The organism is Flavobacterium panacis (genome assembly GCF_024649945.1).
Taxonomy (GTDB): Bacteria; Bacteroidota; Bacteroidia; order Flavobacteriales; family Flavobacteriaceae; genus Flavobacterium; species Flavobacterium panacis.
The window spans coordinates 86042-98562 of record NZ_JANKMS010000007.1; the positions used below are offsets into that span (position 1 = coordinate 86042).

Below are 12521 nucleotides of genomic sequence, written 5' to 3' on the forward strand. Positions count from 1 at the left end.
AATAAGTCAAAATCATTTTTTAAATTTTGTAAGCAGTTTATAGTTTGTAAAAACTGTTAATACCTTCCTCTAAGACAAAATTTAAATTTCTACTTAAAAATTACCGTCTTACTTTGTAAAGTGAGAAAAACAAATATTTTACAGATATGAAAGCAGCAATTATTACAATTGGAGATGAGATCTTAATTGGACAAATCGTTGATACAAATTCGGCTTTTATTGCTAAATCACTTGATAGAATCGGTGTTGAGGTGGCAGAAATGCTATCGATAAGCGATGATAAAAAACATATTATAGATACTTTTTTGCAATTGCAAAATAAAGTAGATGTTGTAATTGTAACAGGAGGATTAGGTCCGACAAAAGATGATGTTACCAAGAAAACATTCTGCGAATACTTTGATGACGAGTTGGTTGTAGATCAAAAAGTTTTAGCACACGTAACAGAATTGATCGAAGGTTTTTACAAAAGACCAATTTCTCAACTAAATAAAGATCAAGCTCTGGTTCCGTCAACTTGCACTGTTTTGCATAATAAAGTGGGTACGGCGCCAGGAATGTGGATGAAAAAAGAAAATACCGTTTTTATTTCGCTTCCAGGAGTTCCTTACGAAATGAAATATTTGGTAGAAGAAGAAATAATTCCAAAAATAGTTCGCGAATACAAACGTCCTTATATCATCCATAAAACAATTTTAACTTATGGTCAAGGCGAAAGTTTGGTTGCAGAGCGAATAGAACATTGGGAAAATAATCTTCCAGAATTCATAAAATTAGCTTATCTGCCAAATCCAGGACGAGTTCGTTTGCGTATGACTGCCCGCGGAACAGATAAAGAAGAGTTAGAAAAAGCAATTGAAGAAAATGTTCAGTCGCTAGACGTGATAATTCATGATATAATTGTGGGTTATGAAGAAAACGAAACCATTGAAACGGTAATAGGTAAATTGCTTACTAAAGAAAATAAAACAATCTCAACAGCAGAAAGTTGTACAGGAGGAAGAATTGCTTCGCTTTTGTCTGCTGTTCCAGGTTCGTCAAATTATTTTAAAGGAAGTGTTGTTTCTTATGCAACAGAAGCCAAAGTAAATGTTCTTGGAATTCCGCAAAGTGTAGTTGACGAATTTTCTGTTGTAAGTGCTGAGGTCGCATCGGCTATGGCTTTGAGTGTTAAAGATTTAATGAAAACGGACTATGCACTTGCTACGACAGGGAATGCGGGGCCTTCAAAAGGTGATTCTGATGCTGAAATTGGTACTGTTTTTATCGCTTTGGCAACACCAAACGAAGTAATTGTAGAAGAATTTAACTTCGGACAACCGCGTGAAAAAGTGATAGATAGGGCATCAGTTAAGAGTTTGGAAATATTACAGAAAGAAATTTTAAAAATTGTGCAATAATTTTTTGCACCAATGGTTTATTTTTCTTTTCTTTGCACCCTGATTTTGAATAACGATAAAAGATAAGTATAATGTCAAGAGTTTGTGACCTTACAGGTAAAAGAGCGATGGTAGGAAATAACGTTTCTCACGCTATGAACAAAACTAAGAGAAAGTTTTCTGTAAACTTAGTTAAAAAGCGTTTTTATCTTCCAGAAGAAGATAGATGGATTACTCTTAGAGTAGCAGCATCTACGATAAAAACAATTAATAAAAATGGAATCACTGCAGTTTTGAAAAAAGCGCAGTCAGAAGGATTTATCAAATAATCTTTTCCTAAATAAATATATAGCAAGATGGCAAAGAAAGGTAATAGAATCCAAGTAATTTTAGAATGTACTGAGCACAAGACTTCTGGTGTTCCAGGAACTTCTAGATATATTACAACTAAGAACAAAAAAAATACTCCAGACAGATTAGAGATTAAAAAATTTAATCCAATCTTGAAAAGAGTAACTGTTCACAAAGAAATTAAGTAATAATTAGGGATTTTTATAAATCTCAAATGGTGTGGCCATTCGAGTTTTATGAAAAGTTCAATAACATTTGAATCATGGCAAAGAAAACCGTAGCATCGTTACAAACAGCTTCTAAGAGATTGTCAAAAGCCATCAAAATGGTAAAATCTCCTAAAACTGGTGCATATACATTCGTAGAATCTATTATGGCTCCTGAAGAAGTTGATGAATTCTTGAAAAAGAAATAATTACAATTACATTATATAGAAAAGCTACTTTCATTTCGGAAGTAGCTTTTTTATTACCTATATTTGTCTAAAAATTTAAAGAATCGTAACAATTGGCTGTTTTTTGAAAAACAATTGCACTTTCTTTAAAGATTTGGATTTCCTGACTGAAGATCAGGAAATCTAGTAAATCTAATAATCTACAAAAAATGAGTTTTTTTAAAAAATTATTCTCTACCGAAAAAAAAGAGACTTTAGACAAAGGTCTTGAAAAAACAAAAACTACTTTTTTCTCGAAGTTAAGCAAAGCCGTTGCTGGAAAATCTAAAGTTGATGACGATGTTTTAGATAATCTGGAAGAAGTTCTTGTAGGTTCAGATGTTGGAGTAAATACGACATTGAAAATCATTGAGAGAATTGAAAAACGTGTTGCCGAAGATAAATATTTAGGAACAGATGAGTTAAATCAGATTCTTCGTGATGAAATTGGAGCTTTGTTATCTGAAACAAACACTGGTGAAGCAACTGAATTTGAAGTTCCAAAAGATAAAAAACCTTATGTTTTAATGGTTGTGGGAGTAAATGGAGTTGGAAAAACAACTACCATTGGAAAATTAGCTTACCAATTTAAAAAAGCAGGTCATAACGTGGTTTTAGGTGCGGCAGATACTTTTCGCGCGGCAGCAATTGATCAATTGCAAGTTTGGGCAGATCGAGTTGGAGTGTCAATTGTGAGACAAAATATGGGAAGTGATCCGGCTTCTGTAGCTTTTGATACTTTACAATCGGCGGTTGCTCAAAATGCAGATGTTGTTATTATCGATACTGCTGGACGTCTTCATAATAAAATCAATTTGATGAATGAGCTTTCAAAAGTAAAACGTGTCATGCAGAAAGTTGTTGAAGATGCACCACATGACGTGCTTTTGGTTTTGGATGGTTCTACAGGTCAAAATGCTTTTGAACAAGCCAAACAATTTACAGCAGCAACAGAAGTAACTTCGCTAGCAGTAACTAAATTGGACGGAACTGCAAAAGGTGGGGTTGTAATTGGTATTTCAGATCAATTTCAAATTCCTGTAAAATATATTGGTGTAGGTGAAGGAATTGAAGATTTGCAAGTTTTCAATAAATATGAATTCGTTGACAGCTTCTTTAAATAAAATACCATGAGTTTTGAATCTTTAAAAAATATCTCGTCGGTTGCTTTGTATTTTGCGAGTATTATATGTTTGGTCTTGGCAAATGTATTGAAAAGGGACAGTCTTTCAATTTATTATATTTTGATGGTGGCTGGAGTGATTTTATTCTTTCTGGGAGTTCTTAAAAGGATAAAAAAAAATCAATAGTCTTTAGAAAAGTAATTTTTTGAGTTTGACATTTATGAAATATTGTCTTTTGTTTTTGCTGTTTAGTCTATTTTCCTGTGTAAATAGAAGTAGTGAAACTGCAATAAAAGCTCAAAAAGTTATTGTGATTCAGCCTTTAGGCGATTTTCAGCAGAAGCAAGCTCAAAAGGTTTTTGTTGAAATTAAAGCGATTAACCCGAAAGTTGTTTTGTTGGAAAATATTGAGTTTCCCGAAGGGACTTTTTATAAGCCCAGAAATAGATTTCGTGCTGACAGTATTATTAAAAATCTAAAAAATAACATCGGTAAAGATTCTGTAATTGTTGGATTGTCACATTCTGATATTAGTACAACCAAAAACGGAATTAAAGACTGGGGAATAATGGGATTAGGTTACAGACCTGGAAAAGCTTGTGTTGTTTCTGATTTTAGATTATCCAGAAAAAATAAAAATGAACAATTTTATAAGTTGGTTTTGCATGAATTGGGACATACAGAAGGATTGCCTCATTGTAAAATAAAAACTTGTTTAATGCGTGATGCTGAAGGTGGAAATCCTCTCGATCAAGAAAAAAGCTTCTGCAAGGATTGCAAAAGCTTCTTGAAAAGTAAGGGATGGCAATTAATTTAATTGCCTATTTTTTTATTGTTGATACAAAGCATTGATTTTCTCCCATAAAACTTTATCGAAATCGGATAGAGCCAAATTAACGTTATCGGCTGCATCTCCCATTCTGATTACAACCATTTTTTTACTTGGAACTACATAGATTTTCTGATCGTTTTTTCCTAATGCCATAAACATGTCACTTGGGGCAGTAGGAATTACACTTCCTTGAAAAGTTAACTGTGATTGTGGTAGATGATAGTTTGCTTTTCCGTTTAACCACCATAAATAGCCATATCCTAAATTAATATTTTGTGAAGTTGTAGTTGCTTCGTTAAAATAGTTTTCATTTAGAATTACATCGTTTTCCCATTTGCCTTTATGTAGCATTAGTAGTCCAAAGCGAGCCATGCTCCTTGTTGTACTTGTGTAAACGCTATTTACGCCAAGTTGCACCCAAGTGCCATTCATGCCGATTTTGTCTCTTAATTTGGTATTGAAATAATTTTGCCAGCTTTGTCCACTTGCTTTTTCGACTACATCTTGCAGCTTTACGTATACATTGTGATATGCCCAACGTGTTCCGGCGTCTGCTTTGTATATTAAATCTTCTGGATCTACATCGTCAGTAGTGTCATCAAGGCCGGATGTCATAGTTAAAAGATGTTTGCAGGTTATTAGGTTTTCTTGGGCTAACGTCTCACTTGTCCATCCTGTTCCTAAATATTGAGAAACTTTATTGTTTATATTTAGTAATCCTTCTTGTTGCGCGATTCCTGTAACGGTCGAGGTTAGTGTTTTTCCTGCGCTGGCCCAATACCAGTTTGTAGTGGAGGTATGGTTGTTGAAGTAGTTTTCCAGAACAATACGTCCGTTTACTAAAATAATAAAGGATTTAGAATTTTTGAGTTCGAGATAATCTAAAAGAGGCTGAACAGCGCTTTGATCCCACTTTAGATCAGTTATGGATTTTGTTTCCCAGGTTGTTCCCGTTATAGGAGGGAAATACATGCTTTCTGATGGCGTTTTATCAGGTTCAGTAGAGTCTTTAGTGCAGCTCATAAATAATAGAGCAGTTACTATTGCATAAAAAGTTTTGGTCATGTTTTTTGGTTTTGGGTATGACCAAAAATATGCTAAATAGTTTAATTTCTCCTAAAATTATTTTTCTCTAAATTCTTTAATAATACATGATTAAACTCTTCATTAAGTTCCCATTTTGTTCCGTCGGTAAAAACGATGTAGTACGGTCTTATTTCAATAATTTTATCTGCATCTGTAGAGAAATCTTCCCAGAATTCGGTTTTTGATTGATTTGGTTTTAATAAATGGATAGAATTCTCCGTAAATCTCCCTTCTCCATAAAAGTATCTTCCATTTGCTGGTTCGTCAAATGAGTTTGTGCAAAACCATTCAAACCTGATTGCTTTTATGTTTTTCTTTCCTAGATTTTTAAACGTTATTTGAATGTCTTTGTGATCTGAGTAACTGTTTTTTAGTAATGTTGCCTTTGTTATTTTTATTGGTGAAATTTGTAATATTTTTTTTTGCATTGTCAGGCTATCGATTGATTCTGAACTTGTTAATATAAGAGGGGTTGGTTTTGTAAATTCTGAATGATGATGCTTGTTTTTAGGCTCTGTTGGTCTGCCGCATTTTAAAAATAGGAGGACAGTACTAAAAAGTATGATCAATATATTTTTCATTTTTAATTCAGAAATAGAAGTTTGAACTTTGAGTTTAATCTTTACAAAAGAAATTTGAGGTAAAGGTCTTTAAAGTTTTAGACGATTTTAGTACCTATAAGTTTTAATGCTATTAAAATAAGACCACTTGCTTGTTTCTGTCTTGTGGAAAAATGTTTCTATTTTGATGAAATAATTAATGAATAAACTGTTTCTTTTGATGATTATAAAACTACCTTTGTAGTCCGGCAAAAATTTCTTTTGAAAACTGAAACCCTAGCCCTGATGGGAGCGGCATCCTTTTGTTTTTTTTGCTTTAAAAAGCAAAAGATACAGCGGACAGCAGGTTTCAGCTTCTTATTAATACGATAAAAAATATGAGAAACACTTTTATGATTTTGGTTTTGTCTCTTTTGTTTGTGAGTTGCAAGCAAGAAATAAAACCTGCAGATATTGCTAAATTAAATGGTTATTGGGAAATTGAAAAAGTAGTTTTTGAAAAAGGAGAACAAAAGGATTATAAAATGAATGAGACTTTTGATTTTTTTCAAATTAAAAATAATAAAGGTGTTCGCACGAAAGTTATGCCTCAGTTTGATGGTACATTTTTAACGACTGACACTTTTGAAAAAGTTAATGTTCGGTTTGCAGGAGAACAGGTTTTTTTGGATTATAAAACCGATTATGCAAAATGGAGTGAAGAAATTATCTCGCTTTCTGACGAACAATTAGTGGTTAAGAACCCACAGAAAATAGAATATCATTATAAAAAAGCAGCACCAATTAATCTCTTGAACGATGGCGAAAAGACTAAATAACGAAAGCACTATTAGTGCTGTTTTGCAACAGATTATTCAGGTGAATAAACTACAGCCAGGTATGGATCAGATTGATGTTCGTGATGCTTGGAAAAATCTTATGGGAAGTGGTGTAAATACTTATACAAAAAATGTTGTTCTTAAAGGCGGTACTTTGTATGTAGAGTTGGGTTCTGCAGTTTTGCGTGAAGAATTAAGCCATGGAAAATCAAAAATCGTTAAAATGATTAATGAAGAACTGGGACGTAATGTTGTAACAGATGTTGTTTTGAGATAGGTTCTCAATTGCAGTCACAGTCACCAGTCACAGTCACAGTTTTCGGTTTCATAAAAAAATCCTGTTTGTATAACAAACAGGATTTTTTTTTATGAATACAATCACTGAAAACTGTGACTGAGACTGAAAACTAATTAAAATTGCTCTCTTCCAGCAAAGTGGAATGCACCTTCGATAGCAGCGTTTTCGTCGCTGTCAGATCCGTGAACTGCATTTTCTCCGATAGAAGTTGCGTATGCTTTACGAATAGTTCCTTCAGCAGCTTCAGCTGGATTTGTAGCTCCAATTAAAGTTCTGAAATCTTCTACTGCGTTGTCTTTTTCTAAAATTGCAGCAACAATTGGTCCACGAGACATAAATTCAACTAATTCTCCGTAGAAAGGTCTTTCTGCGTGAACTGCGTAAAATGCTTTTGCATCAGCTACAGTTAATTGAGTTAATTTTAATGAAACGATTTTAAAACCACCATTTGTAATCATTGCTAAGATATTCCCGATGTGTCCGTTTGCAACAGCATCTGGTTTAATCATTGTAAAAGTTCTATTTGTTGCCATTTTTATATTTATTAAATTTTGTGCAAAAGTATACTTTTTTCGTGAATTGTTTTTAATAAATTCTTAATTAAAACGTTTGAGAATGGTGTTTTGAGCAATAAAGAATATTTTTAAACCATATAAGTCATATAAGTTCATTTAAAAAAGCGCAAAGTATTTCTTTATTGCATAGTTAAATGAACTTATATGACTTATATGGTGAAAAATTTATACTTTAAAAATTAATTTGTTTCTGTAGAATATCCAAAGAATAAATGTCCAAATCGCTACATATGTTAGCGCTCCGGCTAGAGAAGCGGTCATTGGATTACTGAAAATTGGTGCAATTCCAGAGTAGTATAAATAGCTTAAAAGATTGGTTTGTTCTGCTGGATTGTTCGGGTTTTGGAATCGAATCATGGTTAATGCTTGCGGGATAATCTGCGAAGCAAAGAAAACAATCATCGGGTTGACTCCCCAAATAATAAAAATTTTGAAGCCTTTTTTGAGTTCTTTAATGTCGATTATAAAATACAAAACGGTTAAACAGATTGTAGCTAATCCTGTGGTGAACAAAACGTAACTGCTGGTCCAAATTGATTTGTTGATTGGGAAAACCAAAGCCCAGATTAGTCCGAAAAAGATAAGTGAAGTACCAATCATTCCCATTTTTTGGGCTTTTTGGATTTTGGTAACACTAAGTAGTAAAATTTGTCCGATAAATAAACCGATAATGCCGTTTACAATTGATGGCAAAGTGCTTAAAATTCCTTCAGGATCCCAAGTTTTTGTTTCGTGGTAATTATGTCCTTTTAAAAGAATGCTGTCGACCCAAGCAGCTAAATTAGTTCCTCTTTCTAAATTTGCTTCTCCAATTCCTGGAACAGGGATTAAAGTCATAATAGCCCAATAGCCTAAAAGTAAAACGGCTCCCGTAATAATTTGTGTTTTTAAAGATGTTTTTAAATACAAAAGGGCCACAACAAAATAAACAATTGCAATACGCTGTAAAACTCCAGGAAGCCTTACATCTTGATAATTTTCAAAACCTCCGTAAGCTAAAATTATATACAATACTAATATTCCAACCGCAAAGATGTTTTTTAAACGATTTCTGAAATTACCCATTAGAGCATAACCAACGGCAATTGTAATGGCTAAACGAACAATAAGAAGCGGAATTCCGTCTAATCCAAAAAGCTGAATCTTCCCAAAAAAGTTGAAGAAAATCCCCAAACAGAACATTCTTAAAGAACGAACTACTATTTTATTGAATGTTGTATCATCGTATGTTTTTTCGGGCATTGCCAATGGAACTGCAACTCCCATTATAAAAACAAAAAAGGGAAATACAAGGTCAGTTGGTGTGCAGCCATTCCAATGTGCGTGTAAAAGTGGTGGATAAACATTGCCCCAGTCTCCTGGATTGTTTACAATTGTCATCAATAGAATAGTTAGTCCGCGAAAGACATCAAGCGAAATTAGGCGTTCTCTTACCATTTGGTTAGTTCGTTAATAGGTTATAAAATATATAATTCTATTTGGTTTGAGAGAAGCAATAATCTCGGAGATGTGCTGGTTATTTGTTCCTGAATTATCGCTTTGAATTTCTAAAGATAATTATTTTAGATTATTATGATATCAAAATTGTGTTCTAAAGGTTTTAATTTTTGAATTAAAAGAGGAATCAACTGTTCGCCTTTTTCTAAATAAAATTCAGAAAAATTAGTCTGGCGTTCTTGAAGACTATAATTGGGGAACAATTCGCATTGTAAATCTGTCACTCTTTGCAGTTGATCTTGAAGTTTTCTTTTTTGTGCTTTTAACAAGCGTTTTTCAAGATTTTCTAAACCTTTCTTTTGTTTTACTTCTTGTGCTTTTACAGCGCCAGAAAAAGATTTGTCGGTCTTTTCAGCTAATTCAAAAAGATATTCAAATTGTTTTTCAAGAGCTTCTTTTTGTGCTGTTAAATCAATTGGAAATGGAGAGAGTTTATGCGTAATTTCATTTATCAAATTCTCTGATTTGCTGAATAAATCTTTCCATGATAAGTTTAAATTATCTGCTTTTTTAGCTTGTTTTTCGGTTGCTAAAAGAACGGAATTACGAACTAATAAAATTGGGAATGTAATGTTTACAGCTTCAAAGAAACCTTTTAATTCTAGCCAATAAGCAATTTCTCCGCCTCCGCCAATATAACAAAGATTAGGTAAAATAATTTCCTGATACAAAGGACGCATTATGACATTTGGACTAAATTTTTCTGGATTATTTTCTAACAGTTTTAAAATTTCTTCTTTAGAAAATGAAATTTTGGTGTTGTTAACGATGTATTTGTCATTTTCAAAGATGATTCTTTCACGTAGTTTGTCTTCAATATAAAATAAATTAATCTCACGAGGATTAACCTGAACGTTGTAATCTGAAAGTGATTCAATTGATTTTTGAACTTCTTTAAACGAAGTTTGGTTTTCTAATTCGTTTTTTACAAACGGAATAAAAGCACGTTTTAAATCAGCATCATCCGCATCTATAATTACCAAACCATAACTTGAAAAAAGAGAATTTGCTAAAAAACGAGTAGCATCTGCTAGATTTTGGTGTTTTAAATAAGTGTCCTCAAAAAGCTTTTTAAGAGCATTGGCATTAGAACTTGAACCTAATTCTTTAGAATAAACTTCAAATAAATCTTCTAAACCTTCTGTTGAAAGTCTTCCAACAGGCCCAGTACTTTCTGCATTCCAACGGATTTTTTTTCCTTTAAAATTAAAATAATTAATTTCTTCAAAATCATGATCTTCTGTCGCCATCCAGTAAACGGGAACGAAATTTTGAGAAGGATATTTAGATTTTAATTCCTTAGTTAAATTAATTGTCGAAATAATTTTATACAAGAAATACAAAGGACCGCTAAATAAGTTTAGCTGGTGGCCAGTTGTAATCGTAAATGTATTTTCGAGTTTTAAAAGTGAAATATTATGTTGTGTTGACTCTGAAATTTCAATATTTTGATATTGCTTTTGCAAAGTCGTCACTAATGATTCTCTGTTGTTATGATCAAAATTAGCTGACTTTTCAGCAATTTGTTTTTCGAAATTTTCTAAGGTTGGAAAATTATTGTACAGCGATTTTAATTCGGTTTTCTGGTCTAAATAATCTTGCATTAGTTTAGAAAAATATCCAGAAGATTGAAAGCTGATACAGTCGGTAGGCATAATTTTAAATTTATTTTTGACAGCTGTAAATTTAATGAAAATATACAGTTAAAAACGCTATTAACAATTGCTTAAGAATTGATGTTTTCATTTTTATTTTAAAGTTCCCATAATCAGGTTTTTGTAAACTCTAAAAGAATAGTTTTTAAAAGCGTAAAATGCAGGTATTTTGTTAAAAATAAGAAAGTGTTTTAAAACTAATTCTTCTAAAGATGAATTATTGACAATGAAACCATATTTTTGTAATCAAAAAAAAAGTTATATCTATTTTACATGAAAAATGACCCAAATAAAAAGAACTCTTTAAAACATGTTCTTTTTGGAAGCCTTATTGGTACCACAATCGAATTTTTTGATTTTTATATTTATGCCAATGCAGCGGTATTGGTTTTTCCTCAATTATTTTTTCCTGGTGAAGATTCGACAATGGCGACTCTGGAATCTTTAGCTACCTTTTCGATTGCCTTTTTATCGCGTCCTTTGGGTTCTGCATTTTTTGGACATTATGGTGATAAAATCGGTCGTAAATTTACACTGGTTGCAGCTTTACTAACTATGGGAATTTCAACAGTAACTATTGGATTTTTGCCAAGTTATGCCAGTATTGGTGTTGCTGCTCCTTTGTTATTAATGCTTTGCCGTTTCGGACAAGGTGTTGGTTTGGGTGGAGAATGGGGAGGAGCGGTTTTATTAGCAATTGAAAATGCACCACCTAATAAACGTGCTTGGTATGGAATGTTTCCGCAATTAGGTGCTCCAATTGGTTTGTTGCTTTCTGGAGGAACTTTTCTTTTGTTAACAGATTCGATGAGTAATGAAGATTTTATGAGTTACGGCTGGAGAATTCCTTTTATTGCCAGTGCGTTTTTGGTAATAATAGGATTTTACATTAGAACTAAAATTACTGAAACACCTTCGTTTGAAAATGCTAAAAAACATGAAGAAGAAGTAAAAGTTCCTTTTTTAGAACTTGTAAAATCATATAAAAACCAATTGATTTTTGGAACATTTGCAGCTATTACAACATTTTTGGTTTTTTACTTAATGACTGTATTTACATTAAGCTGGGCAACTTCAGATTTAGGAATTGTTAAGAGAGACGGATTACTAATACAATTATTTTCGGTATTGTTTTTTGCCTTGTTTATTCCAGTTTCTGCTGTTGTGGCGGATAAAATAGGACGTCGTAAAATGCTTATTTTAGCTACAGGCGCGATTGCGCTTTTTGGATTTTTCTTTTCTTACTTTTTAAGTTCAGGGAATATTGTTTTAGTTACCATTTTTGCTTGTATTGGAATGTCTTTAATGGGCTTTACTTATGGACCTTTAGGAACGTTCTTATCAGAGTTGTTTCCAACAAATGTTCGTTATTCTGGAGCCTCTTTAACTTTTAATATGGCAGGAATTCTGGGAGCTGCTTTTGCACCAATGATTGCAATTTGGTTGGCTTCAACATACAGTGTGAGCTATGTAGGTTTTTATTTAATTGCCGCCGCACTGATATCTTTAGCTTCGTTTTTGGTTATTAGCAAAGACGAACATAAATTTTAGACCACTAATTTTGATAGTTCAAAAAGCAGTAATGTAAAAAATTACTGCTTTTTTTTGTTTGTTTAAAAAGTATTTAGATATTTGTCTAAATATTTAAATGTTATGAATGAAATTTTTAAAGCATTAAATGATGCTACTAGAAGAGAGATTCTGGATCTATTAAAAGAGAAAGATTTATCTGCAGGAGAGATTGCCGATGCTTTCAATATTTCTAAGCCGAGTATTTCGCATCATTTGGATATTCTAAAAAGAGCCGATTTAATTACATCTGAAAAAAACGGGCAATTCATCATTTATTCTATAAATACAACCATTATGGAAGATGTTTTGCAATGGATACTAACCTTTAAACAATAATAAAA

Annotated in this window: 15 protein-coding genes; 10 read left to right on the forward strand and 5 right to left on the reverse strand. The window is 32.5% G+C overall.

Annotated elements, in window-relative coordinates; translation table 11 throughout:
• The first annotated feature begins 146 nt into the window (after window positions 1-146).
• The 6 genes from NQQ59_RS15425 to NQQ59_RS15450 all read left to right on the forward strand — a co-directional run bounded on the left by NQQ59_RS15425 (window position 147) and on the right by NQQ59_RS15450 (window position 4104).
• Window positions 147-1400 carry a CinA family nicotinamide mononucleotide deamidase-related protein gene (locus NQQ59_RS15425; protein ID WP_144218365.1) on the forward strand — a complete coding sequence of 418 codons (1254 nt, stop codon included), beginning with the start codon at window positions 147-149 and terminating at the stop codon, window positions 1398-1400.
• Window positions 1401-1471: 71 nt separating this feature from the next.
• Window positions 1472-1708 (forward strand): 50S ribosomal protein L28, encoded by a 237-nt coding sequence (rpmB, locus tag NQQ59_RS15430; RefSeq protein ID WP_008468080.1) that lies wholly within the window; start codon window positions 1472-1474, stop codon window positions 1706-1708.
• A 27-nt stretch (window positions 1709-1735) separates the two neighbouring features.
• Window positions 1736-1918 carry a 50S ribosomal protein L33 gene (gene rpmG, locus NQQ59_RS15435; protein WP_008253902.1) on the forward strand — a complete coding sequence of 61 codons (183 nt, stop codon included), beginning with the start codon at window positions 1736-1738 and terminating at the stop codon, window positions 1916-1918.
• Window positions 1919-1992: 74 nt separating this feature from the next.
• Window positions 1993-2145 carry a DUF4295 domain-containing protein gene (locus NQQ59_RS15440; RefSeq protein WP_070261881.1) on the forward strand — a complete coding sequence of 51 codons (153 nt, stop codon included), beginning with the start codon at window positions 1993-1995 and terminating at the stop codon, window positions 2143-2145.
• Between the two features lie 188 nt (window positions 2146-2333).
• Window positions 2334-3287 carry a signal recognition particle-docking protein FtsY gene (gene ftsY / locus NQQ59_RS15445; protein WP_144218367.1) on the forward strand — a complete coding sequence of 318 codons (954 nt, stop codon included), beginning with the start codon at window positions 2334-2336 and terminating at the stop codon, window positions 3285-3287.
• Between the two features lie 220 nt (window positions 3288-3507).
• On the forward strand, window positions 3508-4104 hold the full coding sequence (locus NQQ59_RS15450) for a Zn-dependent protease (RefSeq protein ID WP_144218371.1): 597 nt from the start codon (window positions 3508-3510) through the stop codon (window positions 4102-4104).
• A 12-nt stretch (window positions 4105-4116) separates the two neighbouring features.
• Here the strand turns inward: NQQ59_RS15450 and NQQ59_RS15455 are convergent, their stop codons facing one another.
• Both NQQ59_RS15455 and NQQ59_RS15460 read right to left on the reverse strand, forming a co-directional pair.
• A complete protein-coding gene (locus tag NQQ59_RS15455; protein ID WP_144218373.1) occupies window positions 4117-5184 on the reverse strand; it encodes a serine hydrolase domain-containing protein in 1068 nt (355 codons plus the stop codon).
• A gap of 41 nt (window positions 5185-5225) precedes the next feature.
• On the reverse strand, window positions 5226-5786 hold the full coding sequence (locus NQQ59_RS15460) for a hypothetical protein (RefSeq protein ID WP_144221568.1): 561 nt from the start codon (window positions 5784-5786) through the stop codon (window positions 5226-5228).
• Between the two features lie 356 nt (window positions 5787-6142).
• Between NQQ59_RS15460 and NQQ59_RS15465 the strand changes: the two genes are divergently transcribed.
• The gene (locus tag NQQ59_RS15465) at window positions 6143-6583 is read left to right on the forward strand and encodes a lipocalin family protein (protein ID WP_144218375.1); all 441 of its coding nucleotides are present in this window, start codon (window positions 6143-6145) and stop codon (window positions 6581-6583) included.
• The gene (locus tag NQQ59_RS15470) at window positions 6564-6860 is read left to right on the forward strand and encodes a DUF721 domain-containing protein (RefSeq protein ID WP_144218377.1); all 297 of its coding nucleotides are present in this window, start codon (window positions 6564-6566) and stop codon (window positions 6858-6860) included. Before NQQ59_RS15465 ends, NQQ59_RS15470 begins: the two co-directional genes overlap by 20 nt.
• A 134-nt stretch (window positions 6861-6994) precedes the next feature.
• Here NQQ59_RS15470 and NQQ59_RS15475 read toward each other — a convergent pair whose 3' ends face one another.
• The 3 genes from NQQ59_RS15475 to bshC all read right to left on the reverse strand — a co-directional run bounded on the left by NQQ59_RS15475 (window position 6995) and on the right by bshC (window position 10608).
• The gene (locus tag NQQ59_RS15475) at window positions 6995-7414 is read right to left on the reverse strand and encodes a nucleoside-diphosphate kinase (protein ID WP_031456090.1); all 420 of its coding nucleotides are present in this window, start codon (window positions 7412-7414) and stop codon (window positions 6995-6997) included.
• Window positions 7415-7621: 207 nt separating this feature from the next.
• Window positions 7622-8893 carry an acyltransferase family protein gene (locus NQQ59_RS15480; RefSeq protein WP_144218379.1) on the reverse strand — a complete coding sequence of 424 codons (1272 nt, stop codon included), beginning with the start codon at window positions 8891-8893 and terminating at the stop codon, window positions 7622-7624.
• A 125-nt stretch (window positions 8894-9018) separates the two neighbouring features.
• Window positions 9019-10608: a bacillithiol biosynthesis cysteine-adding enzyme BshC gene (gene bshC / locus NQQ59_RS15485; protein ID WP_144218381.1), complete on the reverse strand. Its 1590-nt coding sequence runs from the start codon at window positions 10606-10608 to the stop codon at window positions 9019-9021.
• Between the two features lie 273 nt (window positions 10609-10881).
• Between bshC and NQQ59_RS15490 the strand changes: the two genes are divergently transcribed.
• Both NQQ59_RS15490 and NQQ59_RS15495 read left to right on the forward strand, forming a co-directional pair.
• On the forward strand, window positions 10882-12159 hold the full coding sequence (locus NQQ59_RS15490; protein ID WP_144218383.1) for an MFS transporter: 1278 nt from the start codon (window positions 10882-10884) through the stop codon (window positions 12157-12159).
• A gap of 102 nt (window positions 12160-12261) precedes the next feature.
• The gene (locus NQQ59_RS15495; protein WP_144218385.1) at window positions 12262-12516 is read left to right on the forward strand and encodes an autorepressor SdpR family transcription factor; all 255 of its coding nucleotides are present in this window, start codon (window positions 12262-12264) and stop codon (window positions 12514-12516) included.
• Window positions 12517-12521: the final 5 nt, after the last annotated feature.

Coding starts and splice junctions, on each gene's coding strand:
- NQQ59_RS15425 (WP_144218365.1), top strand. CDS start 147: ATGAAAGCAGCAATTATTACAATTGGAGATGAGATCTTAATTGGACAA.
- rpmB (WP_008468080.1), top strand. CDS start 1,472: ATGTCAAGAGTTTGTGACCTTACAGGTAAAAGAGCGATGGTAGGAAAT.
- rpmG (WP_008253902.1), top strand. CDS start 1,736: ATGGCAAAGAAAGGTAATAGAATCCAAGTAATTTTAGAATGTACTGAG.
- NQQ59_RS15440 (WP_070261881.1), top strand. CDS start 1,993: ATGGCAAAGAAAACCGTAGCATCGTTACAAACAGCTTCTAAGAGATTG.
- ftsY (WP_144218367.1), top strand. CDS start 2,334: ATGAGTTTTTTTAAAAAATTATTCTCTACCGAAAAAAAAGAGACTTTA.
- NQQ59_RS15450 (WP_144218371.1), top strand. CDS start 3,508: ATGAAATATTGTCTTTTGTTTTTGCTGTTTAGTCTATTTTCCTGTGTA.
- NQQ59_RS15455 (WP_144218373.1), bottom strand. CDS start 5,184: ATGACCAAAACTTTTTATGCAATAGTAACTGCTCTATTATTTATGAGC.
- NQQ59_RS15460 (WP_144221568.1), bottom strand. CDS start 5,786: ATGAAAAATATATTGATCATACTTTTTAGTACTGTCCTCCTATTTTTA.
- NQQ59_RS15465 (WP_144218375.1), top strand. CDS start 6,143: ATGAGAAACACTTTTATGATTTTGGTTTTGTCTCTTTTGTTTGTGAGT.
- NQQ59_RS15470 (WP_144218377.1), top strand. CDS start 6,564: ATGGCGAAAAGACTAAATAACGAAAGCACTATTAGTGCTGTTTTGCAA.
- NQQ59_RS15475 (WP_031456090.1), bottom strand. CDS start 7,414: ATGGCAACAAATAGAACTTTTACAATGATTAAACCAGATGCTGTTGCA.
- NQQ59_RS15480 (WP_144218379.1), bottom strand. CDS start 8,893: ATGGTAAGAGAACGCCTAATTTCGCTTGATGTCTTTCGCGGACTAACT.
- bshC (WP_144218381.1), bottom strand. CDS start 10,608: ATGCCTACCGACTGTATCAGCTTTCAATCTTCTGGATATTTTTCTAAA.
- NQQ59_RS15490 (WP_144218383.1), top strand. CDS start 10,882: ATGAAAAATGACCCAAATAAAAAGAACTCTTTAAAACATGTTCTTTTT.
- NQQ59_RS15495 (WP_144218385.1), top strand. CDS start 12,262: ATGAATGAAATTTTTAAAGCATTAAATGATGCTACTAGAAGAGAGATT.